We start from the raw sequence: 26,521 nt of genomic DNA, 5'->3' as shown, positions 1-26,521 counted from the left end.
CCAAAAGGTCAATATGGGGGAAAGGGGATCTTGTCCGCGGCCCATGATCTTTGGGCCGTGAAGTGACAGACTGAGTCGCAAGGAAACGACCAAGGAGCGGCACGTGTCCATTGATCCGCCCGGTTCCGGCTCGACCGTTCGGCGCATCATGCTGGGGGCGAGTCTCAGGCGCCTGCGTGAAACCAGCGGCCTGGACCGTGCTCAGGCCGGATTTCACATCCGGGCGTCCGAGTCCAAGATCAGCCGCATGGAGCTCGGGCGCGTCGGCTTCAAGACACGTGACGTGGAAGACCTGCTCACCCTGTACGGCGTCGTCGACGATGCCGAGCGCCGTGCCCTGCTGGAGATGGTTCGCGAGGCCAACACCCCCGGGTGGTGGCACAAGTACTCGGCGGAGTTGCCGACGTGGTTCACCACGTACGTGGGCCTGGAGGAGGCCGCCAGCGTGATCCGCACCTATGAGGTGCAGTTCGTGCCGGGCCTGCTGCAGACGGCCGCGTATGCGCGTTCGGTCTTCCAGCTCGGCAACCCCGACGCGAGTCCGGAGAGAATCGAGCGCCGCGTGCACATGCGCATGCAGCGCCAGGAGCGCTTCACGCAGAAGGACGGGCCCCGTCTGTGGGCCGTCGTCGACGAGGCGGCGCTCAAGAGGACCATCGGCGGGCGGGAGGTCATGGCCGAGCAGCTCCAGCATCTGCTGGAAGTCGCTGCCCTTCCCAACATCACCCTTCAGGTGATGCCCTTCAGGTTCGGCAAGCATGCCGCTGAAGGGGGCGCGTTCAGCATCTTGCGGTTTCCCGAGTCCGACTTGTCGGACGTTGTCTACGTCGAGCAGCTCTGGGGTGCCCTGTACCTGGACAAGCGTGAGGACATCGATCCGTATCTCACGGCTATGGAGCAACTGTGCGTGGAGAGCACCACGCCAGGGGGCACCGTCGAGCTCATCGGCGGTCTTCTCAGAAAGATGTAGATGAACCAGACCTACAACGGCATGCCCGCGGCGGACCTGACCCAGGTCGCCTGGCGCAAGAGCCGCTACAGCAACTCGCAGGGCAACTGCGTGGAGCTCGCGGAGCTTCCCGATGGAGGGATCGCGGTGCGCAACTCGCGGTTCCCCGACGGCCCTGCCCTCATCTATACCCGCGACGAGATCCGGGCCCTGGTGCTCGGGGTGAAGGACGGAGAGTTCGACGGACTGCTCGTGTAACACCGTGTTCACCTGCGGCTCGCCCGCTTAACGGGGGCGAGCCGGAGGTGTAACCGCCCCGCCTCCCGCCGGGGTGAGGATCGGGGTCATGCTCGACCAGATGACGTGGTACCCGATCGCCGACGACGTGTTGTTCGCGCCGGGCGGCAAGGTCGTGATCCGCACCTACGGCGTGGCTCCCGCCACCGCGGGCGCCTCCGTCTCCTACCGGACCTGGGTGACCGGCATCCGCGACCAGCCGCGGTACTGGCACTGGGGTCACTTCGAGGACGCCGCCGCCGGGCACCGCAGGGTCCTGGAGTGGCTCACCGGGCGCGGCCCGCGGCCTTCCCCGGCGCCGGCCGACGCCGGACCGGGCGCGGTCAGGACGCCTGGAGGCAGTCGGCCGGGGCGTTCCACGTCATGAGCACCGGCTCGGCGTGCTCGAAGCCGAGCCCCGAGTAGGTGCCCGTGTCGAGCCTGAACAGCCGCCCCTCCGCGGGGCCGAGCCCCAGCCAGCGGGCGGCCAGGACGCGCAGGAAGTGGCCGTGCGCCACCAGCGCCACCCGTCCCTCCGCGGCGCGCGCCCGTTCGATCACCCGGTCGGCGCGGGCGGCGACCTCCTCGGCGCTCTCCCCCGGGTGCTCGGCGTCGCCGGGGATCACGCCGTCGCGCCACAGGTACCACCCGGGGCGGCTCTCGCGGATCTCGGGCGTGGTGATGCCCTCGTAGCCGCCGTAGTCCCACTCCCACAGGTCGGCGTCCACCTGGTAGCCGTCGAGCCCGGCCAGGTCCGCCGTGCGCCGCGCGCGCTGGGCGGGCGAGACCAGCACGAGGCCGAACTCGCGCCCCTTGACCAGCGGCGCCAGCGCCCTGGCCTGCTCCTCGCCGTCGCCGGTCAGCGGCAGGTCGGTGCGGCCGGTGTGCTTGCCTGCCTGGCTCCACTCTGTCGCGCCGTGCCGGAGCAGCAACATCTCGTCCATGCTGTCCATCATCCGGTACGGCCCGTCGCGGCCCGGCGCCAGGTGGCGAGCGCGCGCAGGCACGGTTGTGGTGTCCGGATATAGCGGCAAGCGTCGTTTTCGGGGTGATATGGGAGCTTAAGAGCGCTACTAGAGGGTTAGATGTCCAATATCGCGGGTTTGTAGAGGTCAAGGAGGAACGCATGGAGCCGGTGGCGGTCGGGCTGGTCGGAGCGGGGCCGTGGGCGGAGCTGGCGCACGCGCCGATGCTGGCCAGAGGGCCGCACACGCGGCTGGCCGGGGTGTGGGCCCGCAGGCCGGAAGCGGCGGCCAGGTTCGGCGCGCCGGTGTTCGAGCGGGTGGAGGACCTGTTCGACGCCTGCGAGGCCGTCGCGTTCTGCGTGCCGCCCGCCGTCCAGGCCGAGATCGGCGTCCGCGCGGCCCGCGCGGGCAAGGCGCTGCTGCTGGAGAAGCCGCTGGCCGACTCGCTCGAAGCCGCCGAGCGTCTGGCCGGCGCCGTGGCGGAGGCGGGCGTCGCCTCCCAGATGGTGCTCACCATGCGGTACGCCACCCAGACCCGCATCTTCCTCGCCCGGTGCGCCGAGATCGAGGCGTTCGGCGGCCACGCCGCCAACATCTCCGGCGCCCTCCTCGGCGACCACCACTTCGCCACCCCGTGGCGGCTCGAACGCGGCGCGCTCCTGGACGTCGGTCCGCACGTCATCGACCTGCTGGACGCCGCGCTCGGCCGGGTGACCGGCGTGCGCGCGCACGGCCACCCCCTCGGCTGGACCGGGCTGCTGCTGGAGCACGAGAACGGCGCCGTCAGCGAGGCGTCCCTGTGCATGACCGCCGTCGGCGACCTGCCCCCGTCGTCGTTCGCCGTGTACGGCCGCACCGGCAACGCCGTGCTGCTGCCGTTCGACGACGACCCCCTCGAGAACGTGGCCGCGGAGTTCGCGGAGACCGTGCGCGACGGCGGCGGGCACCCGCTCGACGCCGCCCACGCGCTCCGGCTCCAGCGGATCATCGCCGAGGCGGAGGCCCAACTGGCCCCTTGACGCCCGGCGCCATCGGGGGATTGATAGCGTTTGTCCGACGCGCAGCGTTGCAGCGAAGTCCGGTGCGAATCCGGCGCTGTCCCGCAACTGTCATAGCCAGGTCGCCTGCCGCTGCGCCGACGTCATCAGCCCTCGTGGAAAAGGGTGATCCGTCGCTCCATGCGGGTCTCTCGGTTCCGACAGTGTGAAAGGACTACTCGTGAGGCCCGTACGAACGGCCTTCGCGGGCGCGCTGCTGGGAACGCTCGTCCTGGCCGGCTGCGGCCAGGCCGGCACGACAGCCACCCCCTCCTCCGCCCCCGCGTCCTCGGCCCCCGCCGCCCCCTCGGGAGAGTTCCCCGTCACGATCGAGGCCGGCAACGGCCAGGTCACCATCGGCAAGAAGCCGGAGCGCATCGTCTCGCTGTCGGCCACCCACACCGAGACGCTCTTCGCCATCGGCGCGGGCCCCCAGGTCGTCGCCGTGGACAACCAGTCGAACTACCCGCCGGAGGCCCCCAAGACCGACCTGTCGGGCTTCGAGCCCAACGTCGAGGCCATCGTGGCCGAGAAGCCCGACCTGGTCGTCGTCTCCGACGACCTCAACAAGATCGTCGCCGAGCTGGGCAAGGTGAACGTGCCCGTCCTGGTGCAGCCCGCGGCCACCGAGCTCGACGACACGTACGAGGAGATCCTCGAGCTCGGCGCCGCCACGGGCAACAAGGCCAAGGCCGAGGAGGTCGTCTCCGGCATGAAGACGGCCATGGACAAGCTGGCCGCCGAGGCGCCGAAGGACACGAAGCTCACCTACTACCACGAGCTTGACCAGACGCCGTACGCCGCGACGTCGAAGACCTTCATCGGCCAGATCTACGGCATCTTCGGCCTCACCAACATCGCCGACAAGGCGCCCGCGTCCGCGGGCGGCTACCCCAAGCTCTCCGCCGAGTTCGTCGCCCAGGCCGATCCTGACCTGATCTTCCTGGCGGACGTCAAGTGTTGCGGGCAGAGCAAGGAGACGCTGGCCAAGCGGCCCGGATGGAAGAACCTGGCGGCGCTCAAGAACGACCAGGTGATCCAGCTCGACGACGACATCGCCTCCCGCTGGGGGCCACGCGTCGTCGACCTGGCCGAGGCGATCGGCGCAGCCGTGACCGAAGCGGGCGCGGGGAACGGCACGAGCTGACCGTGACCACGCAGGCCCGCCCGTCCAGGGCCAGACCCGCCTGGGTGGCGAGCGCCCTGGGCGTGCTGGCCGCCACCATGGTCGCCGGGCTGCTCGACGGTGCCGCCGACATCTCGCCGTGGCAGGTCGTGCTGCAGGTCGCGGACTGGCTGCCGCTCGTCCGCGTCGACTCCGGGCTCGCCCCCGTCGAGCAGGGGCTGCTGTTCGAGCTGCGGCTGCCCCGGGTCCTGGTCGCCGCCGTGGTCGGCGGGCTGCTGGCCATGGCGGGGGCGGGGTACCAGGGCGTGTTCCGCAACCCGCTCGCGGACCCCTACCTGCTGGGCGCGGCCGCCGGCGCGGGGCTCGCGGCGACCGCGGCCATCGTGCTGCTGCCCGCCGCGGAGGGCAGCGTGCCGATCGCGGCCTTCGCCGGGGCCGTGGGCGGCGTCTTCCTGGCGTACACGCTGGGCAACGCCGCCGGGCGCGCGGGCGGCACCGCCACGCTGGTGCTGGCCGGGGTGGCGGTCACGTCGTTCCTGACCGCGATCCAGACGTTCGTCCAGCAGCTCAATGTCGAGGAGCTGCAGCGCATCTACTCCTGGATCCTCGGCGACGTCGGCGGCGGGTGGGACCAGCTCTGGCTGGTCCTGCCGTACGGCGCCGTCTCCGCCGTCCTGCTCCTGCTGCACGGGAGGATGCTCGACGTGTTGTCCGTGGGCGACGAGGAGGCCACCAGCCTCGGGGTGCGCGCGGCGAGGGTGCGTTTCACGGTGTTGCTGGCGGCGTCGCTGGCCACCGCATCGGCCGTGGCGGTGAGCGGGCTGATCGGGTTCGTGGGCATCGTCGTCCCGCACGTCGTGAGACGGCTGGCGGGCGGCTCGTACCGGAGCGTGCTGCCGCTCTCGCTGATCGGCGGCGCGGCCTTCCTGGTGCTGGCCGACCTGGTCGCGCGCACCGTGCTGGCGCCCGCCGAGCTGCCGATCGGCGTGGTGACCATGTTCGTGGGAGCGCCGTTCTTCGTCGGCATCCTGCGCGTGACCAGGCGGGCGGCCACATGATCGGGGTCAGCGCCGTCTCCGTGCTGCTCGGCGGGCGCGACGTCGTCGCGGACGTCGGCCTCGACGTGCGCCGCGGCGAATGGCTGGCCATCATCGGGCCCAACGGCGCCGGCAAGTCCACGCTGCTCAAAGCGGTCATGGGACTGGTCGCGCACCGGGGCGAGGTCACGATCGACTCCCGGCCGGCCGCCGCGCTCAAGCCCCGCGCGCGGGCCAGGCTGGTGGCGTACGCGCCGCAGTCGCCGGCCCTGCCGCCCGACATGTCGGTCTTCGACTACGCGCTGCTCGGGCGCACCCCGTACATCCCCTACCTCGGGAGGGAGAGCGGGCACGACCGGCGGGTCACCGCCTCCGTGCTCGACCGGCTCGACCTGACAGGGCTGGCCACCCGCCGCGTCGGCGAGCTGTCCGGCGGGGAGCGGCAGCGCGTCGTGCTGGCCAGGGCGCTCGCCCAGGAGGCGCCCGTGCTGCTGCTCGACGAGCCGACGACGGCGCTCGACCTCGGGCACCAGCAGCAGGTGCTGGAGCTGGTCGACCGCCTGCGCAGGGCCGACGGGCTGACCGTCGTCACCACCCTGCACGACCTGACCGTGGCGGGGCTCTACGCCGACTCCCTGCTCCTCATGGCCGGTGGCCGCGCGGTGGCCGCGGGCAAGCCCGCCCAGGTGCTGACCGAGGCGCTGGTGGGACGGCACTTCGACGCCCAGGTCAAGATCGAGCCCGGGCCCGACGGGCGGCCCGTCGTGCATCTGGTCAGGGGAGGACCGTGAAGCTGACGTACCGCGTGGAGGAGGACGCCCGGCTCGGGTCGCTGCTGTGGGAGTTCGGGCCCGGATGGCGGATGATCTCCTCCGCGATGCTGGGCGGCGGGATCGGGACCCGCGCGTGGGTGCTGAACGCGCAGGTCGTGGCCGGCTACGCGCGGATGGACCCGGCCGAGCACCTGCGGTCGTTAGGCCCTCCGGGTGACGGGGTCGGGATGATGACCGCCGCGTCCGTCGACCGCTACACGCGCGCCGCGGACGGTGGAGCGGAGGCGGTGGCCACCGTCGGGCTGCGGGTGCCCACGTGGGCCGCCGCGCCGGAAGGCACCGAGGATCCCGAGCTCGCGCCCATGCGGGTGGGCACGGTCAACATCGTCACCGTGCTGCCGGTGGCGATGACGGACGCCGCGCTGGTCAACACGGTCATGACGGTCACCGAGGCGAAGACGCAGGCGCTCATCGAGGCCGGGTTCCCCTGCACGGGCACGGCCTCTGACGCGGTCTGCGTGGTCGTGCCCGCCGGCGGGCCGCGCGAGGTGTTCGGCGGACCGCGCTCGGAGTGGGGGGCGCGCGTGGCGCGCGCGGTGCACCAGGCGGTCCTGAGCGGCGCCGAAGCGTGGTGCCGCCATCACTCAAAGTGAGGTTTTCCGGGGAAGTAGCATGTGGGCGAGGGCGTGACTCCCGATACTGGGTGGGTGACCGCAATGGCGACGATCGAACCGAAGAGCGGAACGGCCGCGCAGGAGCCGACCACGAGGCGCACGGTTCTCCCGGGTGCGCCGCCGTTCACCGTCGACGACCTGCTCGAGTTCCCCGACGACGGGAACCGATACGAGCTCTTCAACGGGAGCCTACTAGTGAGCCCTGCCCCCACCCCCCTGCACCAGATCGCGATCTTCCGCTTGCAGATGGTGTTGTTCCAAGCGGTGCCGTCTCATCTGACGGTGCTGTCCACCGTCAACCTGCGAGGGTCGGACGGGGACTTCTACATCCCTGACCTCGTGGTGGTCCCGAAGGAGAGAGCCCGGTCGGTGAAACTGATGTTCGCGCCCGAGGACGTGCTCCTGGCCGTCGAGGTGGTCAGCCCGACCACCAAGATCCGCGACAGGGCGACCAAGGCCGCCGCATACGCGGCGGCGGGCATCCCCGCCTACTGGCGCGTCGAGCTCGACGAAGGACCGGCGCTCTACGTTCACGAGCTCGACGAGGGCTCCTACCGAGGGCCCAGCACTCACCAGGCCGGAGACAAGGTCAGCCTCTCCGCTCCCTACCCCGTGAGCTTCGATCCCGCCGACCTGACCGACTACTGAACACCGAACCCGTAGTCCTCGGCCGCTCCTCGAGGGGTGACGCGCCCCTCGTCGAGGTCGGCCAGGATCGCCTGGCTGTCCCGCTCGCCCGGCGGGCCGATGCCGCCCCCGCCCGTGGTCTCCACGATGAACGCCTCGCCCGCCGCGAACCGCACGTTGTTGACCTTCGACGCCAGGCGCTCCACGGTCCCGTCCGGATGACGCTTGAAGAACCCGCCCAGCCGCCCCGGCAGGCCGCCGTCGCGGCCCGGCCGCGGCAGCCGGAGCCGGTCGCCGCGGGTGGTGACGTGGCACTCGGCCAGGAAGCGGTAGACGGTCCGCGATCCCAGCCCGCCCCTGTGGCGTCCCGGGCCGCCCGAGTCGGGGATCGTCTCGACCGACTCGACGATCAGCGGGCAGCGGCTCTCCACCGGCTCCGCCTGCGGCACCGAGTTGCGGCCGATCCCGAAGTGCACGCCCGTCGCGTCAGGCCCGTCCGGGCTCCGCCGGGCGCCCACGCCTCGCCGAAGTCGTACGAGAGGTGACTCCTCCGCTCCCTGGAGGGAGTGGCTTCTCGCTAAGCCGCTTGCGCAGCCTGGCGAAGGGTAAGCCCTGCCCTGAGGATGTTGATCGCCGCGTTGACGTCGGCGTGCGCGGCATGCCCGCACGCCGTGCAGGCGAAGTCGGCCTGGGTGGCGCGGTTCTCCCGTGCGCTGTGCCCGCAGTGCGAGCAGGTGCGGGAGGTGCCGGCGGGGTTCACCGCGATCAGCTTGCGACCGGCGCTTTCAGCCTTGTGCGCGAGGATCGTCAGGAACACCCCCCAGCCCGTGTCCAGGATCGACCGGTTGAGTCCGGACTTGGCGGCGACGTTCCGGCCGGGGGCTTCGGTCGTGCCGGATGCCGAGCGGGTCATGTTCGCGATCCGCAGGTCCTCGTGCACGATCACGTCATAGGCGGTCACCAGGGCGAGCGCGGCCTTGTGCGCGCCGTCCAGACGTTGCCTGCGCACCCTGGCGTGCAGCGCGGCCACGCGGGCCACCGCCTTGCGCCGCCGCTGGGAACCCCGCTTCTTGCGGGCCAGAGCCCGCTGCGCGGCGGCCAGCCGGTCAGCGGAGGCGGCCAGGGGGCGGGGGTTGCTCGGATGCTGTCCGTCGGAGGTGGTGACGAGGGACGCCACGCCCATGTCGATCCCGGCGACCGCGCCGGTGGCGGGCAGCGGCTCGGCGGGCACGTCGTCGCACGACAGGACCACGAACCAGCGGGAGCCCTCGCGCGTGACGCTGATCGTCTTCACCTGGCCGCGCACGGGCCGGTGCCGGTGGACGCGGACGTGCCCGATGCCCTGGAGCCGCACGTAGGTGGCGGTGGGGTGGCCGGGCTGAGCATCCCTCCGGCAGCCGTCGCCGTCCTTGGGCCACTCGACGGTGTCGAACCGGCCGCGCCCCTTGAACCGGGGGAAGCCCGGGGTGCGACCCGCGCGGACCCGCTTGAAGAACGCGGCGAACGCCTTGTCGAGCCGTCGCAGGGTGGCCTGCTGGGAGGAGAACGACCAACGCGCCTGCCCGTCCGGGTCGTCGGCGCGGATGTGTTTCAGCTCGGCCGACTGATCGCCGTACCGGACGCTCACGCCCGCCTTGGCGTAGGCGGTGCGGCGGTGCTCCAGAGCGGCGTTGTAGAGCTGGCGGTGGTCCTCCAGGCACGCCGCCAGCGCCGCCGCCTGCCGGGCGGTGGGGCGCAGCAGGAATCGGAACGACCTGCGCACACCCCACCCCCCATTACGCTCGGTAATGACACCACCACAATACCGGCTGGCGCCGACAAAATCAGGAAGGACATCCGTGATGCGCGGACCCGACCGGTCAGGGCACGCTCGGGCCTTGACGGCCCTCCCGCTCCCGATTCACCCGTCGCCTCAAGACGACGGTCCCCTCGGGAGACTCTGATGGGCACGCCGGTGCCCGCCCGGCGCCCGCCGCGGCCAGCACTCCCGTGGCGGGGCCCGACTCGATCGTGGCCACCGCCCGCCGGGCGGCCAGCTCGGCGGAGATGACGCCGCCGCTGGACTCCATGACGTGGATGGGCGCGTCGATGCCGATTCCGGCCAGCCGTTCGCGGAGCCGCGAAAGGTAGGAAGCCATCAATGGGCCGATATAAGCGGACATGATGGTGGTGGTGGCGCGCTCGTACTCCCGGATCTCCGGCCAGACGTCCGAGGACGTCACCACGTTCGGCACCGATTCGCGCAGGATCGCCGCCACCTGCCGCTCGTGCGCAGGATTGGCGTACGCATGCAGCAGGCACACCGCCGCCGACCCGATGCCGCGCCGGACGATCCCGGCGGCGGCCGCTCGTACGGACTCCGGGTCCAGCGGCGTCAGCACGGCGCCGCGCGCGGACATGCGCTCCACCACCTCGAAACAGTCGCCCGGGGCCACCGGCGGGGGAGGCGGCGTGAAGCGGAGGTCGTAGCGGTCCTCCTCGACCCGGGCGTACCGGCCGAGCGGGACGGTGGCGCGAAAGCCCTGGGTGGTGACGAGAGCCACCCGTACGCCTGTGCGTTCGAGCACCGCGTTGGTCGCCGGCGTGGTGGCGTGCACCACCCGTTCGACCTGAGCGGGGTCGCGGTCGCCGAGCGCGCGCGTAACGCCGGCGAGGATTCCCGCGATGGGGTCGTAGTGGGTGCTCAATACTTTGGCCACGGCCAGCGTGCCGCGCCGGGTCTCCTTGGCGCGAAGGACCACGTCGGTGAAGGTGCCACCGACATCGACGCCGATCACGAACCCCATCCGCGTACGTCACGTCCCCTAGCAAGCGCTTGTCTACGTAGTCGTCTATTGACTTACGGCACCCGATTGGGACCCTGGTCTTAATCCAGCCTTTGGGAGCGGAGAGATGGCGCGCCTCAGAGCACTTGCCAGTGGCGTCGCGGCGGCGCTCGTGCTGGTCGCGATGCCGGTCGCCGCACACGAGCATCCGAGCGGGATCACCGACCTGGTGAGCCCCGCCGTGGTACGGCTGGAGGCCGTGTCCCACGTGGAGATCACCCTGCTCGACCACGTCGGCCGGCTCAAACATGTGGAGCGGTCCTACGACTTCCCGTTCGCCGAGGGAACGGGGACCGTCGTCAACCCCGACGGGAGCGTCGTCGCGCTCCGCCGCCTGGCGGTGAACGACGACGACGTCGCCGTACGCGCCGCGAACAAGATCTTCGCCGAGCACCACGACGTCGAGATCCCGGCCGACGACAAGAAGCACGAGCTCTCGAACGAGCTGCTCGACCGGCACCTGCAGGACTGCTACCCGCCCAGGAGCGACACGGCCACCTGCATCATCAACGTGACCACGGAGATCACCGCCTTCCCCAACGTGTCGCCGGCCAGCGCCGACGGCTACCAGCTCAAGCTCGCCAAGGCGGGCGGGAAGGCCGACAGCCCCGCCGTGCTGGTGCCGCTCGACCCCGTGGCGGGAAGCGTCGGCATGCCCACCGCGCCGCTCGCGGACAAGGTGCCCGACCAGCAGGGCGCGCCCACCAGCGTGGCCGGATTCCTGGGCCGTCCCGGACCGAAGACCACCCACACGGTCGAGATCGCCCACCTGGGCCGGGGCGGCACGTCGGGCGACGCCGGCAGGCCCTTCACCGACCCCGACAAGAAGGTGAACGAGCCGGTGAAGCTCGGCGGCCTGGCCGACAGGGGCATGATCGGCGCGCCGGTCATCGGCGACAAGGACGGCCACGTCATCGGCCTGCTCGCCGGCGGCGGCGACGACGCCAGGATGATCGGCGTCAGGGAGATCACCAAGGCCCTCACGGAGGCCGGCGTGGAGCCGCGCAGGGGCGCGATCGACACGGCGTTCGAGGCGGCGCTGACCCGCTACCACACGAAATACTTCACCGAGGCGGCGCCGGGCTTCCAGCGGGTGCTCGAGCTCTACCCGGGCAACGTGGTGGCCGCGGAACTGCTCAAGACCTCGCTGGCCAAGCGGGGCGGCCCCGAGGACCAGGGCACGCGGCAGGCGGCGGCCGAACCGGCCGGCTCCACACCGCTGTGGCCGTTCCTCCTGGCGGCGGGGATCCTCTTCCTGGCTGCGGGCGGCGGAGCCTATCTGCTGTGGCGCCGCCGCGCTCCCGAAGAACCGACCACACCGGCGCAGCCGCTCGCGGCCGGTCCACCGCCCGACGACGGCGCCCACCAGACCGTGGTCGTACGGCGCTCCCAGCCGTTCCACGTGGCCCCGCGGCAGCAGCAGGTGATGACCGCGCCGGACCCGGCGATCACGTACTGCACCTCGTGCGGTATGAAGCTCGGCCCCGCGCATCGTTTCTGCGGCTACTGCGGCCACCCCATCGAGACGTGATGCACGTGAACGAAAGATCGCTCATCGGCCAGGAGGTGGCCGGATACTACATCGAGGACATCGTCGGCAAGGGCGGCATGGCCGTCGTCTACCTGGCGCTCGACCCCCGGTTGAGCCGCCGCGTGGCGCTGAAGATCCTCAACCCGGTGCTCAGCGTCGACGACCGGTTCAGGCAGCGGTTCATCCTGGAGTCCAGGACGGTCGCCAGCATCGAGCACCCCAACATCATCCCGATCTACGAGGCCAACGCCGACGCCGACGGCGTGCTCTACATCGCCATGCGCTACGTCGACGGCCTCGACCTGCGCCGCCTCATCTACGACCGCGGGCCGCTGCCGCTCGGCCCGGCCAACCACATCTTCGCCCAGGTCGCCGCCGCGCTCGACGCCGCCCACGCGCACGACCTGATCCACCGCGACGTCAAGCCGGCCAACATCCTGCTGGCCGGCGACCACGTCTACCTCACCGACTTCGGCATCACCAAGCACCGCTCGTCGATCTCCGGGCTGACCCAGACCGACCAGTTCATCGGCACGCCCCGCTACATGTCGCCCGAGCAGATCAACAAGGAGACCATCGACGGCCGCTGCGACCAGTACGCGCTGGCCTGCGTCGTCTACGAGGCGCTGTCGGCGCGGCTGCCGTTCCAGCGTGAGAACGACATCGCGCTGCTCTGGGCCCACCTGGCCGAGCAGCCGACGCCGCTGTCGCAGCTCAGGCCCGACCTGCCGCCGCAGGTCGACGCCGTGATGATGCGGGCGCTGGCCAAGGCGCCCGAGCAGCGCTACGCGACCTGCGCGGAGTTCGTGACCGCGCTGCGCGGGGCGATGAGCGGGCGCCAGGGGGAGCCTTCGCCGGGAGGGTCCTCGGGGCCGCATCTCGTGCCCCGCCCCACACCGGGCTCGGGCCCGCACCCCGTACTCCGGCCAGGGCGGCACGCCGCCCACCCGGGCCCGCACCCGGGCCAGCAGTCCGGTTCGCACGCCGACCCCCACCCTGGACCGCACGGGGATCTCCGCTCCGGTTCGCCTGGGGGCCCTCGTTCTGGTTCGCCGGTGGATCCCTACTCCGGTTCGCCCGCGGATCTCCGTTCCGGGCCGCAGGCGGACCCCTACTCCGGTGCGCCCGCGGGTTCTCCGGGCGGTGCCGCGCCCACGCAGCCGTCCGCGCCGAGGCGTCCCGGACGCGTCCCGATCGTGGTGGCCACGCTGGTCGCCGCCGCCGCGGCGCTCGCCCTGGTCGTGATGATCGTCGTGAACCACCAGGGGGAGACCTGGTCCCGTTACAAGACCAGCTCCGCCGCGCCGCTCACGTTCGAGTACCCCGGCGACTGGGCCGTACGCACCCATCAGGACCTGTTCGCGGTGGCCTCGCCGCATGCCACCGAGTTCGAGAAGTTGTTCGTCGCCGGCCCCGCCGCCGACTGGTCGACGGTCTCGGAGATCGTCGCCGACGAGCCCGAGAGCGCCTCCGGTCTGTACGTCCAGGTCTCCGACACGCTCGACGCCGGCGGCACCTCCGAGCAGATGAAGGCCAAGATGGACGCCCTGCTGCCCGGCCAGGTCGACGTCGGCAGGCCCGTGCCGGACCAGGCCGGCAACAGCCCCGCGACCCGCTTCGACGGCGCGCTGCGCGACCCGGTCACCGGCACCAGGCTGGGTTTCGTCAGCTACGTGATCGACCGCGAGCCGAAGACCATGCTCATCATGTACTTCTGCGCCAAGGCCACCTGTGACGACGCCACCCAGGCGCGCATCAGGCAGAGCGTCCACGTGTCCTGACGGCCGGCCTGTCTCATCATTCGGGAGGCTTTGGCGAAGTATGCCGGATCTGTGTGTATATTTTGCGCCTGAAAGCGGTAGAAGCAGGAGATCTTTCATGCATGCGTTCCCCCGGGTGTTGTTCGACGAGGCCCACAACGAGTCGTGGACCGTCCGGCGCGAGGTGGCCGAGGCCATCAACCCGGCCCATCCCGACGACAACAGCTACGCCCGCGCGGCCGGACTGCTGCGGCACCTGGGGCACACGGTCGCGGCGCACACGGCCGGAGCGCTCGGCCCCGAGGTGCTGGCGGACCAGGACGTCCTGGTCATCGCGCACCCGTCCGGGGAGCGGTGGGAGCGGACGACCGGCCAGGGCAGCCCCGTCCTCACCGCCGCCGAGCTGGACGCCGTCCAGTCCTTCGTCGCGGCGGGCGGCGGCCTGGTGGTGCTGGCCGAGGAGGAGCAGGACAAGTACGGCAACAACCTGAACGAGCTGCTCGCACGGTTCGGGGCGGGCGTCGAGCACACCACCGTGCGCGACCCGAAGCGCGCCCACCGGGACGTGGCCACGTGGGTGCTGGCCGAGCCCGCCACCTCGGGCGGGCTGCTCGCCGGCGTCGGGACCGCCTGCTTCTACCGTTCCGGCGCGCTCACCGTGACCGCCGAGGGCGGGCTCGCGGGGGGCGCGACCGTGTTGTTCGCTAGCTCGCCGAGCGCCGACCCCGCGGGCGCGCCGCTGGCCCTCGCGCTCCGCTACGGCCAGGGCCGCGTCGTCGTGTTCGCCGACTCCGACCTGTTCGGTGACGACTCCATCGACGACTACGACCACCGCACGCTCTGGGGGAACGTCGTCACCTGGGCCGCCCGCGTCCCGGCTCCCGGTGCGGGATCCGCGCGTGAGGAGGCCCGTGGCGGAAGGGCGGCGGTGTTCGGCAGGCTCAAGGAGGCCGTCGAGGAGCTCAGGCCGCTGCAGGTCAAGGACGGCTCGGTGCCGGAGCAGTCGAAGGGCAGGGCCGGCGAGCTGGTGGAGGCGATCGCGGGGCACCTGGGCGAGCTTTCGCCGTACTTCCCGCATGACGCCGCCTACCTGCGGGCCGTCCAGGCCGACCTGGCCACGTGGGCCGAGCAGGGCCTCGGCGTGCCCGACTTCCTCGACTCGCTCGACCTGTTCCACCCCGACCGCCAGCGCGAGGACGGTCTGGAACACGTCGTCGTCTTCCCCATGTACACCCAGAACGGCAACCCGAACCGCAACCTCGAAGCCGTCTGGATCCGCACGATCTGGCCGGGATGGCTGGCCGAACTGGAGGCGGACGGCTACGACAACCCGATGTTCGTGCCGATCGCGTTCGAGGACTTCACCTCCGGCTACGACACCCACTCCGCCGTGCTGTTCCCCGAGACGGTCGCGGTGCGGACGGCGCCCGAGCGGTTCACCTGGGGCGGCATCTTCGCCGACCGGGAGGCCGCCAGGTTCCGGCGGGTGTCCAGGGCCGCGACCGAGACGCTCCGGCTGGACCTGCCGCCCGACGCCGCCAGGCTGCTGGAGTCGCAGCGGCTCGCGCAGGACACGTTCGTGCTGTGGGACCTGGTGCACGACCGCACCCACAGCCACGGCGACCTGCCGTTCGACCCGTTCATGATCAAGCAGCGGATGCCGTACTGGCTGTACTCGCTGGAGGAGCTGCGCTGCGACCTGACCGCGTTCGGGGAGGCGGTGAAGCTGCAGGCGCGGGGAGTTCCGTACGCCCGGTACGTGCAGCTCGCGATCCTGTTCGACCGGCTGTTCAGGTTCCCGATCACGGGGGAGCGGGTGCGGAACTACGACGGGCTCGGCGGGCAGCTGCTCTTCGCGTACCTGCACCGCAACGACATCGTGCGGTGGACCGACAACCGGCTCACCATCGACTGGGAGCGGGTCGCCGACGGCGTGGCCGACCTGCGGGGCGAGGTCGAGAAGTTGTACCGCGACAGCATCGACAGGTCCAAGCTGGCGCACTGGCTGGCGGCGTACGAGCTGGTGAGCGCGTACGTGCCGCCGCACCCCGCCTCGACCTGGGCGCAGGGGATCCAGGCGCTGCCCGAGGAGCAGAAGGCCAAGGTGGACGCGGTGCTGCCGGACGAGTTCCCCCTGAGCATGTTCTACGAGGCGCTCCGCCGTAAGCTGGCCGACGTGGTCGAATCGACTAAGGGACTCCGAGCATGATCATTCTGGTGACCGGGGCCGGCGGGCCCACCGGCGAGGCAGTTACCGGATATTTCCGGAAGAATGGGCACACCGTGATCGGCGTGGACAAGCAGGACGTCGACCTGCTCGACCGCGCCGCCGTCCACGACCTGGCCGGCCGGATCGACCGTGAGCACGGGCGCGTCGACGGCGTGGTGCACCTGGTCGGCGGGTGGCGCGGGGGCGGCTCGTTCGCCGACACCGACCTCGCCGACTGGGACGTGCTGCACGACCTGCTGATCCGCACGCTGCAGCACGTGTCGCTGGCCTTCGAGCCGCTGCTGCGCCGCAGCGACAACGGCCGCTTCGTGATCGTCTCGGCCAAGGCGGCCCAGAACCCGGAGGCGGGCGGCGCCGCCTACGCGGCGGCCAAGGCCGCGTCGGAGGCCTGGACGCTCTCCCTGGCCGACGCGCTCCGCGGCACCTCGAGCGCGGCCACCATCCTGGTGGTCAGAGCCCTGGTGAACGACGCCATGCGCGCGGCCAGGCCGGACGCCGCGTTCGCCGGCTTCACCGACGTCGACGACCTGGCCGCGGCGGTCGGCAGCCTCTACGACCGGCCCGCGGCGGAGATCAACGGCACGCGATGGGACCTGACTTCTTGATTCCCCGGCACGACCCCCAGCTCATCTCGTTCGCCAGCGACAACTACGCCGGCGTGCACCCCGAGATCCTCGAAGCCGTCGCGGCGGCCAACGGCGGGCACCAGATCTCCTACGGCGACGACGTCTACACCGAGGCCCTGCAGGACACCTTCCGGCGGCACTTCGGCGAGCGCGCGCAGGCCTGGCCGGTGTTCAACGGCACGGCCGCGAACGTCGTCTCCCTGCGCGCCATGACCGCCCACTGGGAAGCGGTCATCTGCGCCGAGAGCGCCCACATCAACACCGACGAGGGCGGGGCGCCCGAGGTGGCCGGCGGCATCAAGCTGCTGACCGTCCCCACACCCGACGGCAAGCTCACCCCCGAGCTGATCGACCGGCAGGCGTGGGGGTTCGGCGACGTGCACCGCGCCCAGCCGCGCGTCGTGTCCCTGTCCAACACCACGGAGCTCGGCACCGTCTACACCCCCGACGAGATCGCCGCCCTCTGCGCCCACGCCCACGACCTCGGCCTGCTCGTCCACCTCGACGGCTCCCGGCTCACCAACGCCGCCGCCGCCCTCGACGTACCGATGCGGGCCCTCACCACGGACGCCGGGGTCGACGTGCTGTCGTTCGGCGGGACCAAGATCGGCCTCTTGTACGGCGAGGCGGTCGTGGTGCTCAACCCCGACGCGGCGCGGGGCGTCGACTACATCCGCAAGACCTTCATGCAGCTGTCGTCGAAGATGCGGTTCGTCTCGGCGCAGTTCGAGGCGCTGCTGGACGGCGACCTGTGGCTGCGCAACGCCCGCCAGGCCAACGCCATGGGCCGGCGGCTCGCCGAGGCCGTGCGCCCCATCCCGGGGGTGCGGGTGCCGCGCCCCGTCGAGGCCAACGCCGTGTTCGCCGTCCTGCCCAAGGACGTCGTCCTGCGGCTGCAGAAGCGGTTCCGTTTCTACATGTGGAACGAAGCCGTGGGCGAGGTGCGCTGGATGTGCGCGTTCGACACGACGGAGGCGGACGTCGACGCCTTCGCCGCCGCGGTCGCCGAGGAGATGACCGCCGCCTCCTCCTCCCGGCCCACCACCTGACACCACACTGTTCCGGACCCGCCCCGGCGCGCGCGGGGTCCGGTCCGGAACGTCGACGCCGGTCGGGCGCGGAGGTCAGGGGCGGAGGGCGAGGCGGGCCGCCTGCCAGCCTCCCATGCCGTGCGCGCCCGGCCCCGGCGGCGTCGACGAGGAGCAGAGGAACACCCCGGGCAGCGGTGTACGCCAGGGCGCGGGCGACCAGACCGGGCGCCTGACGAACTGCCCCAGGCTCGCCAGGCCGCCGCTGATGTCGCCTCCGACCAGGTTGGGGTTGGCCGCCTCCAGCGCCGCGGGCCCCATGGCGTGGCGGGCGAGGACGCGGTCACGGAAGCCCGGGGCGTACCGTTCGATCTGGCTCTCGACGGCGTCCGTCATGTCGACGTCCGAGCCGTGGGGGACGTGGCAGTAGGCCCACAGCGTGTGCCCGCCCCGCGTGGGGTCGGCCGCGTACGGCTGGACGAGCAGCACGTACGGCCGCGGCGAGTGCCGCCCGGCGGCCGTCTCCGCCTCGCTGAGCACGATCTCCTCCAGCGTCCCGCCCAGGTGCACCGTGCCCGCGCCCGCCACCGCGGGATCCCGCCACGGCACGGGCCCGTCCAGCGCCCAGTCCAGCTTGAACACCCCGGGCCCGTGACGGAAGCGGCGCAGGCGCCGCAGGTAGCCGCCGGGGAGGTCGGCCATCGACATGAGCTGCCGGGGCGTCACGTCGAGCACGATCGCGGGCGCGTCCAGCTCCGCGAGCCGGTGCACGCGGTGGCCGGTGACGGCCTGCCCGCCGAGGGAGCGCAGCTCGGCGACGAGGGCGTCGGCGAGGACCTGCGACCCGCCCCGTACGAGCGGCCAGCCCACCAGGTGGGCCAGGGACGCCAGCAGCAGGCCGTAGCCGGCGGTGATGGGTGAGCGCAGGTCGAGCACGGAGTGGGCGGCCATGCCGGCGATCACCGCCCGTCCTTCCACGGTGCTGAACGCGCGCCTGGCGAAGGTCGTCGCGGGCAGCGCCGCCATCGTCCCGAACCTGGCCGCCCGCGCGAACGTGGACGGCGGGACCGTCCACGGCCCGAGCGGTTTGAGCAGCAGCTCCACCAGGGGAAGCCCGGCCCTGGCGGTCGCCCCCGCGGTCGCCAGCCACGCGCCCGCGTCGCGCCCGAGCCCTTCGGCGGTGCGGCGGGCGTCGCGGTGCACGAGTACGGCGGGACGGTCGTCGAACGGATGGGCGGCGGCGACCGGCGGATGGGCGAACTCGACGCCCTGGAGCCGGAGCTCGCGGAAGGCGGGGGAGGCCAGGGTCATGGCCATCACCGTCGCGCCGAGGTCGTGCACCCGGCCGGGGAGCGTCAGCTCGCCGGAGCGCAGCCCGCCGCCGAACCGGTCGGCGGCTTCGAGCAGCAGCACCCTGCGCCCGGCGCGGGCCAGCAGGACGGCGGCGACGAGCCCGTTGGGCCCGGACCCCACGACGGCGACGTCGGGGCTCATGGCCCTATCGGGGGGTCAGGATCGACGGGTAGGGCCGCGCGCCCCGCTTCTCGAGCAGCTTGGTCATGAGCTCGATCTCACCGCTCTGGCTGGCGACGATCTTCTGGGCCATGTTGACCACCTCGGCCCGCGTGGAGAGCTTGAGCAGGCCCTCGGCCATCTCCACGCCGCCCTCGTGGTGGCGGATCATCAGCTGCAGGAAGAACACCTCGGCGTCCTTGCCCTGCGCCTGCCTGAGCTTGGTCAGCTCCTGCGGGCTCGCCATGCCGGGCATGGTCCCGGGGGCGCCGGGAGCGGGTGACGCGCCGCCGTGTCCGTGACCGCGCATCCAGGTCATCGCGGGCTGGTCGGTCGACTGCGTGAGCTCCCACTGCTGCAACCACCCCAGGAACATGCCGCGCTGGTTGGCCTGGGTGTTGATGATGTCGAAGGCGAGGCTGTCGATCTCGGGGGCGGGGCCCTTGTCCCTGATCTTGAACGCCATGTCGACGGCCTGCGCGTGATGGGTGGCCATGTCGCGGGCGAAACCGGCCTCAGGGGAGGTGTCGCCGGGGGTGCCGCCGCGGCCGAACAGCAGGAACGCCGCCACGGCCAGCACCAGCACGCCGGCGATGGCGAGCAACGATTTCCGCGCGGGCGTTTCCATGGTCAGTACAGCGTACCCACCTGGGGCAGCGCCCGTGATCGGACCCGTATGGAGCTCTTATTACCCCCATACGCCCGGAGGGCATAGGGTGACCGGAGTTTGGTACGCCGATGGAGGAACGATGGCCAAGGAGAAGGCGCAGGCACGGCGCGAGCATCTGGACAGGATGCGGGCCGAGCAGCGGCGCAAACAGCGCCGCGCAGCGCTGCTCATGTGGGGCACCGGCGGTCTCATCGTCGTGCTGCTCGTCGGCGTGGTGGGCTTCTACCTCGTCAAACAGGCCCGTGAGACCTCGCTCGACGCGGTGACCAGCGCGAAGTACGAAGGCGGCCAGCACGTGTGGGCCAAGGTCGCCTACAAGGAGACGCCGCCGGTGGGCGGCCAGCACCACAACAACTGGCAGCAGTGCGCGATCTACGACAAGCCGATCCACAGCGAGCACGCGGTGCACTCGCTGGAACACGGGGCGATCTGGATCACCTACCGGCCCGACCTGCCGAAGGCGCAGCTCGACGCGCTGACGGAGGTCGCCTCCTCCACGGGCCAGCAGGACTACATGCTGATGAGCCCGTTCCCCAACCTGCCGTCGCCGATCGTCGTCTCGTCGTGGGGTCACCAGCTGAAGCTGACCGACGCGGGCGACCCGAAGCTCGGGGCGTTCATCAAGAAATACCAGAACGGGCCCGACACTCCCGAGCTCGGCGCCACCTGCGGCGGCGAGGCCGCCGTCACCACCACGGCCGACCAGGCGCCCCTGCCGCCCGAGCCCACGGGCCAGCAGCAGTCGCCGATGGAGACCACCTCCCCGGCGCCCGGCGAGTCCCAGCAGTAGGAGCGCTCAGGCGAGCACGTCCTCCGGCGGCGTCCACTCCAGCGCGTGCGCCTCGGCCACGGGCCGGCTGGTCAGCCGGCCCTCGTGGGTGCTCAGGCCGAGCGCCAGCGCCGGGTCCTCGCGCATGGCCCGCTGCCAGCCCCGGTCGGCGACGGCCAGCGCGTACGGCAGCGTGACGTTCGTGAGCGCGAACGTCGAGGTGTGCGGCATCGCGCCCGGCATGTTGGCCACGCAGTAGAAGATCGAGTCGTGCACCCGGTAGGTGGGCCGCTCGTGCGTGGTCGGGCGGGAGCCGGCGAAGCAGCCGCCCTGGTCGATCGAGATGTCCACCAGCACCGAGCCCGGCTTCATCCGGCTGACCAGGTCGTCGCTCACCAGCGTCGGCGCCTTCGCGCCGGGCACCAGCACGGCGCCGATGACGAGGTCCGCCTCCAGCACCGCGCGCTCGACCTCCAGCGTGTTGGAGGCGATCGTCTGGCAGTGGCCCTGATAGATCAGGTCGGCCTGGCGCAGCTTGTCGATGTTCTTGTCCAGCAGCACCACCTCGGCCTGCATGCCGAGGGCGATGGCGGCCGCGTTCATGCCGGACACCCCGGCGCCGAGCACCACGACGTGTGCCGCCCGCACGCCGGAGACGCCGCCCATCAGCACGCCTCTGCCGCCCTCCGAGCGCATCAGGTGGTAGGCGCCGACCTGCGGCGCCAGCCGGCCCGCGACCTCTGACATGGGCGCGAGCAGCGGCAGCGCGCCGCCGGGCGTCTGCACGGTCTCGTAGGCGACCGCGGTGCAGCCCGAGTCGATCAGGGCTCGCGTGCACTCCTTGTTCGCCGCCAGATGCAGGTACGTGAACAGCACCTGGCCCTTGCGCAGCCGGTGGTACTCCTCCGGCATCGGCTCCTTGACCTTCATGACCAGGTCGGCCGCGGACCAGAGCTCGTCGGCCTCGGGGACCAGCACGGCGCCCGCCGCGGCGAAGTCGGCGTCGGGGATGGACGAGCCGGCGCCCGCGTCGCGCTCGACGTAGACCTGGTGGCCGTGACGGACGAGCTCGTGCACCCCGGCGGGCGTCAGGGCCACGCGATATTCGCTGTTCTTGACCTCTCGGGGTACACCGACCTTCATAAGACAACTCTTTTCGCCAATATGGTGATTTACCCTCAGTCTTCCTTCTATAGCGATGAGAAGTGAGGATTGTTCGGCTGATTACCTGCGTGCCGCCCGTCCTCGATAAGCTCACCCGCATCCCGAACATCAGGATGAGGTCGCCATCGATGGACAAACCCGAAGAGCCGCCACCCGCGGACCCGGGAGAGCCGCAGGCCAGCAGGCTCACCACCATCGTGCTGATCGTCTCGCTCGTCCTCGTCGTGCTCGTGGCAGGTGTGCTCGGCACGGTCGCGGTCCTGATGACCCGCAGTCCCGACACCCCGCTGTTAGGCGGCACGCCGCCCACGCGGCTGTCCGTGCCGATCCACTTCGCCCCCGTCAGGGAGGCCAAGCCCGCCCCCTGCCCCGGCGACCCCGCCGTGCTCGACGCCGAGCAGACCACCTGCTACCTCCTTGAGGACGGCGTCACGGTCGGCGCCGTGCAGAAGATCGAGCCGGTGCGCGAGAGGGACGGCCAGTACTCCGTGCGCATCGCGATCGCGCCGGCGTTCAAGGAGCGGCTGGTCCAGCTCATCGACGAGCAGGTGCCCGAGCAGCGGCAGGTCGCCGTCGTGCTGGCGCCGGAGAAGCCCGAGGTGCCCAAGACCGTGCTGGCCGCGCCCATCGTCACGCAGCACATGGACGGCGACAGCATGAGCATCGCGGGATACACGAAGGAGGATGCCGACGCGCTGGTGGCGCGCCTGCTGGGCGGCACGCCGAGCGCGACCCCGTCCGGCCCCGCCTCCAGCGATCCCGTTCCGACCGGCCCCGCGTCCACGGGCCCCACCTCCACCGGGCCGACCTCCACCGGGTCCACCTCCACCGGGCCGACCTCCACTGGGCCCACCTCCACCGGCGTTCCGCGGACGACCCAGACCGGCGGCACCGGCACGACGCAGACCGGCGCAGCGCGCTCCACCGACCGCCGCTACGCGAGCTGCAAGGAAGCCGTGGCCGCCGGCGACGGCCCCTACTACCAGGGCACGCACGCCGAATACGGCTGGTACACCGACGTCGACCGCAACGGCGTGGCCTGCAACAGCGCCGACATCCGTTAGGTGAACAGCTGCTCCAGCCCGTCGATGGCGAAGTAGGCCAGGAAGACCAGCGAGACGATCCAGAGCAGCCACGGGATCTCCGAGAAGCGGCCCCTGGCCGCCTTGATGAGGGTGTAGACGATCACTCCGGCGCCCACGCCGTTCGTGATCGAATAGGTGAACGGCATCAGCGCGATCGTCAGGAACGCCGGCACGGCGAGGTCCGGATCGTCCCAGGGCACGTTCCTGCTCTGCATCATCATCAGCGCCCCGACCAGCACCAGCGCGGGTGCGGCCGCCGCGGCGGGCACCACCCCGGCCAGCGGCGTGAACAGCAGCGTCACGCCCAGCAGCGCCCCGGTCACCACGCTGGCCAGGCCGGTCCTCGCGCCCTCGCCGACGCCGGCGGCCGACTCCACGAAGACGGTGTTCGCCGAGGCGCTGGCCGAGCCGCCCACCATGCCGGCCACGCCGTCCACGGTCAGGATCCGGCCCAGCCGGGGCACCTGCCCGCGCTCGTCGATCAGCCCGGCCTCGTCGCTGACGCCGATGATCGTGCCCATGGCGTCGAAGAAGCCGGACAACACCAGCGTGAACAGCACCACGGTCGCCGTCAGCGCCCCTGCCCTGGCGAAGCCGCCGAACAGGTCGAACGCGCCGACGAGCCCGAAGTCCGGCGCCGAGACCAGCGACTCGGGCACACGCGGCGCGACCACGCCCCACGCCTGCGGGGGGATGGTGGCCAGCGAATTCACCACGATGGCGAGGACGGCGGTGACGGCGATGCTGATGAGGATCGCGGCCGGGGTCCTGCGGACGTACAGGACGATCATCAGGAGCAGGCCGAAGCAGAACAACGTGACCGGCCAGCCCGCGAGGTGGCCGGTCGCGCCGAGCTGCACGGGCGTGCCCTCGCCCGCCGCCACGAACCCGGCGTCCACCAGGCCGATCAGAGCGATGAACAGCCCGATCCCCACGCTGATGGCGTGCTTGAGCGCGAGCGGGATCGCGTTCATGATCAGCGTGCGCAGGCCGGTCACGGCCAGCACGATGATCACCAGGCCTTCCAGCACCACCAGGCCCATGGCCTGCGCCCACGTCATGTGCGGCGCGGCCTGGTAGGCGACGACCGCGTTCAGCCCGAGTCCGGCGGCCAGGCCGAAGGGGGCGTTGCCGACGACGGCCATCAGCAGCGTGGAGACGGCCGCGGCCAGGGCGGTCGAGGTGGTCAGCTCGGCGATCGAGAGCCGGGCGCCCGTGACGTCCCTGGCGCCGGCCAGGATGATGGGGTTGAGCAGGATGATGTAGGCCATGGCCATGAACGTCGTGAGCCCGCCACGCACCTCACGGCCGACGGTGGTCCCCCGCCCGGTGAGCTCGAAGAACCTGTCGAGCACGCCATCCCCCCAACGATCAGGGGGCATGCCGGGCCATTACCCGGCGGGGGACGAGATCACGCCTTCTCGTGCCGCCCGTGGCCTACCAGGCCGACGAACTCGTCGAGCCCGATCGTCCCGTCGCCGTCGTTGTCGGCGGACGCGATGAACGCCTCGATCTCGCTCTCGGACGCGCCCAGCCCGCCCAGAGCCTCGTTGGCCTGGCGGATCTCGGCGGCGGTCAGCAGGCCGTCGCCGTCGGCGTCGAAACGCCGGAACTCCGCCTCGGCCGCCTCACGTGCGCTTGCCATGAGAAACCTCCCCGTTGTCGAACAAGGCGATATCTTCTGGCCTAATCGGAACGCGAGTCAACCGGAGGCCGGTCGCCGCGCGCACCGCCGCCGCGATGGCCGGGGTGGAGGAGAGGGTCGGAGGCTCGCCGGCGCCGCGCAATCCGTACGGGGCCGCAGGGTCTGGATTTTTCAGGATTTTCATCTGCATGGGCGGCATGTCGAGGATGGTGGGGATCAGGTAGTCGGTGAAGGACGGGTTCAGCACGAGGCCGTCGCGGACCTGGATCTCCTCCATCAGCGCCAGCCCCAGCCCCTGCGCGGACCCGCCGTGGATCTGGCCCTCCAGCGCCTGCGGGTTCAGCACCCGGCCCACGTCCTGCACGGCCGCCAGCTCGACCACCTTGACCAGGCCCAGCTCCACGTCCACGTCCACGACCGCCCGGTGCACGCAGAGCGCGAGCTGCGTGTGCGAGTCGCCCTGCCCCGTGACCGGATCCATCGGGTACGTGGGGCGGTGCCGGTACTCACGCGTCTCCTCGATCGGCCCGGACCTCTCCAGCGCCTCCCGGGCGGGCCGGCCGCCGAACCGTTCCCGCACGGCCTCGCAGGCCGCCCGCACCGCGCCCCCGGTGACGTACGACTGCCGGGAGGCCGACGACGAGCCGGCCGAGCCGACCGCGGTGTCGGCGGTGGCCACGGTGACGTTCTCGATGCCCAGCTCCGTGCGGGCGATCTGCGCCTGGAGCGTCACCAGGCCCTGGCCCACCTCGGCCGCCGCCGTGTGCACGGTGACGTGCGGCTCGCCCCCGACCAGCTCGGCACGCACGCGGGCCGTGGAATAGTCGTCGAAGCCCTCCGAGAAGCAGATGTTCTTGATCCCGACGCCGTAGCCGACGCCCCGGCGCACCGCCTCGCCGTGGGTCGTCTGCGAGACGCCGCCCGGCAGCGCCCGCAGGTCCGTGGCGGGCGGCCCCTGCGGCAGCGGCATCGACTCCAGGTCGCGCAACATCGCGGCCAGCGGGGCCGGAGCGTCGATCAGCTGGCCGGTGATGAGGCGCGAGCCCTGCGCGACGGCGTTGCGGACGCGGATCTCGACCGGCGACAGGCCGCACGCCTCCGCCAGGCGGTCCATCTGCGACTCGTACGCGTAACACGCCTGCACCGCGCCGAACCCGCGCATCGCGCCGCACGGCGGGTTGTTGGTGTAGACGCCGGTGGCGTCCACACGCACGTTCGGCACCTCGTACGGCCCCACGCCCAGCGAGGCGGCGTTGCCCACGACCGCGGGTGAGGACGAGCAGTAGGCGCCGCCGTCCAGCAGGATGTCCGCCTTGACGTAGACGAGCCGGCCGTCGCGGGTGGCGCCGTGCTCGTAGCGCATCAGGGCCGGGTGGCGGTGCACGTGGCCGAAGAACGACTCCTCGCGCCCGTAGACGATCTTCACGGGGCGGTTCAGCCGCAGGGCCAGCATGCAGGCGTGCACCTGCATGGAAAGGTCCTCGCGCGCGCCGAACGCGCCGCCGACTCCCGACAGCGTCAGGCGTACCTTGTCGTGCGGCAGGCCGAGGCAGGGGGCGAGCTGGTCGCGGTCCACGTGCAGCCACTGGGTGGCGATGTACAGGTCGACGCCGCCGTCCTCGGCGGGCACCGCCAGCCCCGACTCCGGGCCGAGGAAGGCCTGGTCCTGCATGCCGACCTCGTACTCGCCGGAGACGACGACCTCCGCCTCGAACGTGTCGCCCCGGCGTACCGGCTGGTGGCGGACCACGTCCCTGGCCTGGCGAGGGTCGGTGACCGCCTCGCGTACCTCGTAGTCCACCACGATCGCCGCAGCCGCCCTGCGGGCCGTCTCCGGATGGTCGGCGGCCACCAGCGCCACCGGCTCCCCCTGGTAGCGGACCTGGTCGATGGCCAGCACCGGCTGGTCCCTGCGGTCCAGCCCGAAGAACCTGGCGCCCGGCACGTCCTCGTGCGTGAGCACCGCCAGCACCCCGTCGATCTTCAGCGCCGGGCCCGCGTCGATCGAGCGGATCCACGCCGACGGGTGCGGGCTGCGCAGCGTCACGCCCCACACCATGCCGTCCAGCCACAGGTCAGAGGCGTAGGCGAACTCGCCGGTCACCTTGAGTACGGCGTCCGGCCGCCGCGCGCTCTCACCGACGCCCTGTCCCGCGGTGGTGGTGCTCGCCGTCTCCGTCATCTTCCGAGTAGAGCACCGCCGCCGGTTCCG

General features: G+C 71.7%; 26 protein-coding genes. 16 read left to right on the top strand and 10 right to left on the bottom strand.

All coding sequences use genetic code 11. From position 1 onward, the window contains the following. Nucleotides 1-148 precede the first annotated feature (148 nt). The 3 genes from ACZ6SA_RS15175 (at nt 149) to ACZ6SA_RS15165 (ending at nt 1,613) form a co-directional block, all read left to right on the top strand. Complete coding sequence (locus ACZ6SA_RS15175) at nt 149-970, top strand: helix-turn-helix domain-containing protein (RefSeq protein ID WP_347643127.1); 822 nt, start codon at nt 149-151, stop codon at nt 968-970. Further along, entirely contained in the window at nt 971-1,207 is a 237-nt protein-coding gene (locus tag ACZ6SA_RS15170) for a DUF397 domain-containing protein (protein WP_043632079.1), read from the top strand. A gap of 88 nt (nt 1,208-1,295) precedes the next feature. Further along, entirely contained in the window at nt 1,296-1,613 is a 318-nt protein-coding gene (locus ACZ6SA_RS15165; RefSeq protein WP_347642489.1) for a hypothetical protein, read from the top strand. Here the strand turns inward: ACZ6SA_RS15165 and ACZ6SA_RS15160 are convergent. Next, on the bottom strand, nt 1,570-2,169 hold the full coding sequence (locus ACZ6SA_RS15160; RefSeq protein WP_465828626.1) for a histidine phosphatase family protein: 600 nt from the start codon (nt 2,167-2,169) through the stop codon (nt 1,570-1,572). The genes ACZ6SA_RS15165 and ACZ6SA_RS15160 overlap by 44 nt on opposite strands. Nucleotides 2,170-2,351: 182 nt before the next feature. On the opposite strand from ACZ6SA_RS15160, the gene ACZ6SA_RS15155 reads away from it, so the two are divergent. The 6 genes from ACZ6SA_RS15155 (at nt 2,352) to ACZ6SA_RS15130 (ending at nt 7,485) form a co-directional block, all read left to right on the top strand. Then, on the top strand, nt 2,352-3,209 hold the full coding sequence (locus ACZ6SA_RS15155; protein WP_465828366.1) for a Gfo/Idh/MocA family protein: 858 nt from the start codon (nt 2,352-2,354) through the stop codon (nt 3,207-3,209). Nucleotides 3,210-3,408: 199 nt separating this feature from the next. Further along, nucleotides 3,409-4,374, top strand: coding sequence for an ABC transporter substrate-binding protein (locus tag ACZ6SA_RS15150; protein ID WP_465828364.1), 966 nt, complete (start codon nt 3,409-3,411; stop codon nt 4,372-4,374). 2 nt (nt 4,375-4,376) lie between these two features. Continuing rightward, entirely contained in the window at nt 4,377-5,411 is a 1,035-nt protein-coding gene (locus ACZ6SA_RS15145; protein WP_347642492.1) for a FecCD family ABC transporter permease, read from the top strand. Continuing rightward, nucleotides 5,408-6,181 (top strand): ABC transporter ATP-binding protein, encoded by a 774-nt coding sequence (locus ACZ6SA_RS15140; protein WP_347642493.1) that lies wholly within the window; start codon nt 5,408-5,410, stop codon nt 6,179-6,181. The genes ACZ6SA_RS15145 and ACZ6SA_RS15140 overlap by 4 nt, the downstream gene beginning before the upstream one ends. Continuing rightward, nucleotides 6,178-6,816 carry an adenosylcobinamide amidohydrolase gene (locus ACZ6SA_RS15135; protein ID WP_465828363.1) on the top strand — a complete coding sequence of 213 codons (639 nt, stop codon included), beginning with the start codon at nt 6,178-6,180 and terminating at the stop codon, nt 6,814-6,816. The genes ACZ6SA_RS15140 and ACZ6SA_RS15135 overlap by 4 nt, the downstream gene beginning before the upstream one ends. 63 nt (nt 6,817-6,879) lie before the next feature. After that, a complete protein-coding gene (locus ACZ6SA_RS15130) occupies nt 6,880-7,485 on the top strand; it encodes a Uma2 family endonuclease (protein ID WP_465828361.1) in 606 nt (201 codons plus the stop codon). Here ACZ6SA_RS15130 and ACZ6SA_RS15125 read toward each other — a convergent pair. From ACZ6SA_RS15125 to ACZ6SA_RS15115, 3 genes are all read right to left on the bottom strand, one after another. Beyond that, nucleotides 7,479-7,940 (bottom strand): hydantoinase B/oxoprolinase family protein, encoded by a 462-nt coding sequence (locus ACZ6SA_RS15125; RefSeq protein ID WP_465828360.1) that lies wholly within the window; start codon nt 7,938-7,940, stop codon nt 7,479-7,481. The genes ACZ6SA_RS15130 and ACZ6SA_RS15125 overlap by 7 nt on opposite strands. A 101-nt stretch (nt 7,941-8,041) precedes the next feature. Further along, complete coding sequence (locus tag ACZ6SA_RS15120; RefSeq protein WP_465828358.1) at nt 8,042-9,226, bottom strand: RNA-guided endonuclease InsQ/TnpB family protein; 1,185 nt, start codon at nt 9,224-9,226, stop codon at nt 8,042-8,044. Between the two features lie 97 nt (nt 9,227-9,323). Continuing rightward, on the bottom strand, nt 9,324-10,250 hold the full coding sequence (locus ACZ6SA_RS15115) for a hydantoinase/oxoprolinase N-terminal domain-containing protein (protein WP_465828357.1): 927 nt from the start codon (nt 10,248-10,250) through the stop codon (nt 9,324-9,326). 106 nt (nt 10,251-10,356) lie between these two features. Between ACZ6SA_RS15115 and ACZ6SA_RS15110 the strand changes: the two genes are divergently transcribed. From ACZ6SA_RS15110 to ACZ6SA_RS15090, 5 genes are all read left to right on the top strand, one after another. Beyond that, the gene (locus tag ACZ6SA_RS15110; protein WP_347642496.1) at nt 10,357-11,820 is read left to right on the top strand and encodes a zinc ribbon domain-containing protein; all 1,464 of its coding nucleotides are present in this window, start codon (nt 10,357-10,359) and stop codon (nt 11,818-11,820) included. Beyond that, nucleotides 11,820-13,601 carry a serine/threonine protein kinase gene (locus ACZ6SA_RS15105; RefSeq protein WP_465828356.1) on the top strand — a complete coding sequence of 594 codons (1,782 nt, stop codon included), beginning with the start codon at nt 11,820-11,822 and terminating at the stop codon, nt 13,599-13,601. Before ACZ6SA_RS15110 ends, ACZ6SA_RS15105 begins: the two co-directional genes overlap by 1 nt. Nucleotides 13,602-13,698: 97 nt before the next feature. Further along, entirely contained in the window at nt 13,699-15,789 is a 2,091-nt protein-coding gene (locus tag ACZ6SA_RS15100) for a DUF6421 family protein (protein ID WP_347642498.1), read from the top strand. Next, a complete protein-coding gene (locus ACZ6SA_RS15095; RefSeq protein WP_347642499.1) occupies nt 15,786-16,415 on the top strand; it encodes an SDR family NAD(P)-dependent oxidoreductase in 630 nt (209 codons plus the stop codon). Before ACZ6SA_RS15100 ends, ACZ6SA_RS15095 begins: the two co-directional genes overlap by 4 nt. Beyond that, entirely contained in the window at nt 16,397-17,485 is a 1,089-nt protein-coding gene (locus ACZ6SA_RS15090; RefSeq protein WP_347642500.1) for a threonine aldolase family protein, read from the top strand. The genes ACZ6SA_RS15095 and ACZ6SA_RS15090 overlap by 19 nt, the downstream gene beginning before the upstream one ends. Before the next feature lie 75 nt (nt 17,486-17,560). Here ACZ6SA_RS15090 and ACZ6SA_RS15085 read toward each other — a convergent pair whose 3' ends face one another. Further along, a complete protein-coding gene (locus tag ACZ6SA_RS15085) occupies nt 17,561-18,958 on the bottom strand; it encodes a phytoene desaturase family protein (RefSeq protein WP_347642501.1) in 1,398 nt (465 codons plus the stop codon). A 4-nt stretch (nt 18,959-18,962) separates the two neighbouring features. After that, complete coding sequence (locus tag ACZ6SA_RS15080; RefSeq protein WP_347642502.1) at nt 18,963-19,604, bottom strand: DUF305 domain-containing protein; 642 nt, start codon at nt 19,602-19,604, stop codon at nt 18,963-18,965. Nucleotides 19,605-19,725: 121 nt separating this feature from the next. Between ACZ6SA_RS15080 and ACZ6SA_RS15075 the strand changes: the two genes are divergently transcribed. Continuing rightward, entirely contained in the window at nt 19,726-20,436 is a 711-nt protein-coding gene (locus tag ACZ6SA_RS15075) for a DUF3105 domain-containing protein (protein ID WP_465828353.1), read from the top strand. A 6-nt stretch (nt 20,437-20,442) separates the two neighbouring features. Here ACZ6SA_RS15075 and ald read toward each other — a convergent pair whose 3' ends face one another. Then, entirely contained in the window at nt 20,443-21,558 is a 1,116-nt protein-coding gene (ald, locus tag ACZ6SA_RS15070; protein ID WP_465828352.1) for an alanine dehydrogenase, read from the bottom strand. Nucleotides 21,559-21,707: 149 nt separating this feature from the next. Here ald and ACZ6SA_RS15065 point away from each other — a divergent pair, with 149 nt between their 5' ends. Further along, nucleotides 21,708-22,643, top strand: a complete 936-nt coding sequence (locus ACZ6SA_RS15065) for an excalibur calcium-binding domain-containing protein (protein ID WP_465828350.1) — start codon at nt 21,708-21,710, stop codon at nt 22,641-22,643. Here the strand turns inward: ACZ6SA_RS15065 and ACZ6SA_RS15060 are convergent. From ACZ6SA_RS15060 to ACZ6SA_RS15050, 3 genes are read right to left on the bottom strand one after another with little or no spacing between them, the layout of a single operon-like run. Further along, nucleotides 22,640-24,046 carry an NCS2 family permease gene (locus ACZ6SA_RS15060; protein ID WP_347642506.1) on the bottom strand — a complete coding sequence of 469 codons (1,407 nt, stop codon included), beginning with the start codon at nt 24,044-24,046 and terminating at the stop codon, nt 22,640-22,642. The two genes, ACZ6SA_RS15065 and ACZ6SA_RS15060, sit on opposite strands and share 4 nt — an antisense overlap. 29 nt (nt 24,047-24,075) lie before the next feature. Further along, nucleotides 24,076-24,309 (bottom strand): EF-hand domain-containing protein, encoded by a 234-nt coding sequence (locus ACZ6SA_RS15055; protein ID WP_347642507.1) that lies wholly within the window; start codon nt 24,307-24,309, stop codon nt 24,076-24,078. Next, nucleotides 24,293-26,491: a molybdopterin cofactor-binding domain-containing protein gene (locus ACZ6SA_RS15050; RefSeq protein ID WP_465828348.1), complete on the bottom strand. Its 2,199-nt coding sequence runs from the start codon at nt 26,489-26,491 to the stop codon at nt 24,293-24,295. Before ACZ6SA_RS15050 ends, ACZ6SA_RS15055 begins: the two co-directional genes overlap by 17 nt. Between the last annotated feature and the right edge of the window lie 30 nt (nt 26,492-26,521).

This window comes from Nonomuraea sp. NPDC049378, from assembly GCF_055586745.1.
This window is presented reverse-complemented; position numbering and strand designations above follow the sequence as displayed.

Bases quoted from the DNA above. Each gene is read 5' to 3' on its own strand.
- ACZ6SA_RS15175 (WP_347643127.1), top strand. From the start codon at position 149: ATGCTGGGGGCGAGTCTCAGGCGCCTGCGTGAAACCAGCGGCCTGGAC.
- ACZ6SA_RS15170 (WP_043632079.1), top strand. From the start codon at position 971: ATGAACCAGACCTACAACGGCATGCCCGCGGCGGACCTGACCCAGGTC.
- ACZ6SA_RS15165 (WP_347642489.1), top strand. From the start codon at position 1,296: ATGCTCGACCAGATGACGTGGTACCCGATCGCCGACGACGTGTTGTTC.
- ACZ6SA_RS15160 (WP_465828626.1), bottom strand. From the start codon at position 2,169: ATGGACGAGATGTTGCTGCTCCGGCACGGCGCGACAGAGTGGAGCCAG.
- ACZ6SA_RS15155 (WP_465828366.1), top strand. From the start codon at position 2,352: ATGGAGCCGGTGGCGGTCGGGCTGGTCGGAGCGGGGCCGTGGGCGGAG.
- ACZ6SA_RS15140 (WP_347642493.1), top strand. From the start codon at position 5,408: ATGATCGGGGTCAGCGCCGTCTCCGTGCTGCTCGGCGGGCGCGACGTC.
- ACZ6SA_RS15130 (WP_465828361.1), top strand. From the start codon at position 6,880: ATGGCGACGATCGAACCGAAGAGCGGAACGGCCGCGCAGGAGCCGACC.
- ACZ6SA_RS15115 (WP_465828357.1), bottom strand. From the start codon at position 10,250: ATGGGGTTCGTGATCGGCGTCGATGTCGGTGGCACCTTCACCGACGTG.
- ACZ6SA_RS15110 (WP_347642496.1), top strand. From the start codon at position 10,357: ATGGCGCGCCTCAGAGCACTTGCCAGTGGCGTCGCGGCGGCGCTCGTG.
- ACZ6SA_RS15105 (WP_465828356.1), top strand. From the start codon at position 11,820: ATGCACGTGAACGAAAGATCGCTCATCGGCCAGGAGGTGGCCGGATAC.
- ACZ6SA_RS15100 (WP_347642498.1), top strand. From the start codon at position 13,699: ATGCATGCGTTCCCCCGGGTGTTGTTCGACGAGGCCCACAACGAGTCG.
- ACZ6SA_RS15095 (WP_347642499.1), top strand. From the start codon at position 15,786: ATGATCATTCTGGTGACCGGGGCCGGCGGGCCCACCGGCGAGGCAGTT.
- ACZ6SA_RS15090 (WP_347642500.1), top strand. From the start codon at position 16,397: ATGGGACCTGACTTCTTGATTCCCCGGCACGACCCCCAGCTCATCTCG.
- ACZ6SA_RS15085 (WP_347642501.1), bottom strand. From the start codon at position 18,958: ATGAGCCCCGACGTCGCCGTCGTGGGGTCCGGGCCCAACGGGCTCGTC.
- ACZ6SA_RS15080 (WP_347642502.1), bottom strand. From the start codon at position 19,604: ATGGAAACGCCCGCGCGGAAATCGTTGCTCGCCATCGCCGGCGTGCTG.
- ACZ6SA_RS15075 (WP_465828353.1), top strand. From the start codon at position 19,726: ATGGCCAAGGAGAAGGCGCAGGCACGGCGCGAGCATCTGGACAGGATG.
- ald (WP_465828352.1), bottom strand. From the start codon at position 21,558: ATGAAGGTCGGTGTACCCCGAGAGGTCAAGAACAGCGAATATCGCGTG.
- ACZ6SA_RS15065 (WP_465828350.1), top strand. From the start codon at position 21,708: ATGGACAAACCCGAAGAGCCGCCACCCGCGGACCCGGGAGAGCCGCAG.
- ACZ6SA_RS15060 (WP_347642506.1), bottom strand. From the start codon at position 24,046: ATGCCCCCTGATCGTTGGGGGGATGGCGTGCTCGACAGGTTCTTCGAG.
- ACZ6SA_RS15055 (WP_347642507.1), bottom strand. From the start codon at position 24,309: ATGGCAAGCGCACGTGAGGCGGCCGAGGCGGAGTTCCGGCGTTTCGAC.
- ACZ6SA_RS15050 (WP_465828348.1), bottom strand. From the start codon at position 26,491: ATGACGGAGACGGCGAGCACCACCACCGCGGGACAGGGCGTCGGTGAG.